Genomic DNA, 850 nt, shown 5'->3' with positions numbered 1-850 from the left:
AGCCCTCACCCCAACCCTCTCCCTCCAGGGAGAAGGCCTTTGCTTGCGTTAGTGATGGGGTCTTAACCTTTGAGGATTTCCGGAACCTCGAAAGGTTAATCGAGGAACACACAAAACACCGAAAACAACCGCATGACGGGGAAGATAATAGTGTTACCCAACCCCTAATGCCAGCGGCACGACCGATGTAATCATGCGGTAGCTACCACACCAAAAGTCCCATCGGGACGGCCGATATTTAGTACCAACCTTCACCCCAGGAATCAGCTGCCGCGAGTGCAAGAACTTGATATTGTTTTAAATCCGGTGTTTCCGACCCCAACTAAGCCCCGATCATTTCGCCCGTACCTACGGCACTTGTTCCCATCAGTCTGAGCCCCAAATCCTTGGGTTGAAACCCATGGTTATTACATCGGCCGCTCCTCCGGAGCTTTTGGACCACGTCAAGGTCGTTGTGTTTCGGTGCCAAACCCAATGAATCAGAATGTCCGCGCCGCAAAGATATCTGAATCCCTGCACCTAATTCCTAGCCAGTAATCAACCCAATAACCCCCAATCAAAACCTCCCTGCCTAGAGTGTCATTAATGTCAAAAAAAATTTCGGAGAATAACCATAATTCGGATCGAAACCATCCCCTTGTCTCTCAGTCTCTTAGTCCCTAAGTCTCCAAGTCACAACAACCCCTCCTCCTTCAAAATCTTATCGACCTCTGATTCACTGATTTCCATGGCCTTTGCGATTACAGTCACTGGTACTTTTTCTTTATAAAAGTTGATTACACCTAACCTCGTCTTTTTCAGCTCACCGGCTTTTTCGCCTTTCTCCATGCCGAGCTTTTCTCCCTCAAGC

Annotated in this window: 1 protein-coding gene; it reads left to right on the top strand. The window is 48.5% G+C overall.

What is annotated here, in order from left to right; genetic code table 11:
* Positions 1-191, top strand: a 191-nt coding sequence (locus DB520_RS27435; protein WP_232835169.1) for a hypothetical protein, incomplete at its 5' end; no start/stop codon positions are given.
* Positions 192-850 lie beyond the last annotated feature (659 nt).

Origin of the sequence: Pleomorphovibrio marinus, from assembly GCF_003347495.1 — a bacterium.
GTDB lineage: Bacteria > Bacteroidota > Bacteroidia > Cytophagales > Cyclobacteriaceae > Pleomorphovibrio > Pleomorphovibrio marinus.
The sequence above is the reverse complement of the archived record's forward strand: the minus strand, read 5'-3'. Positions and strand labels throughout refer to the sequence as shown.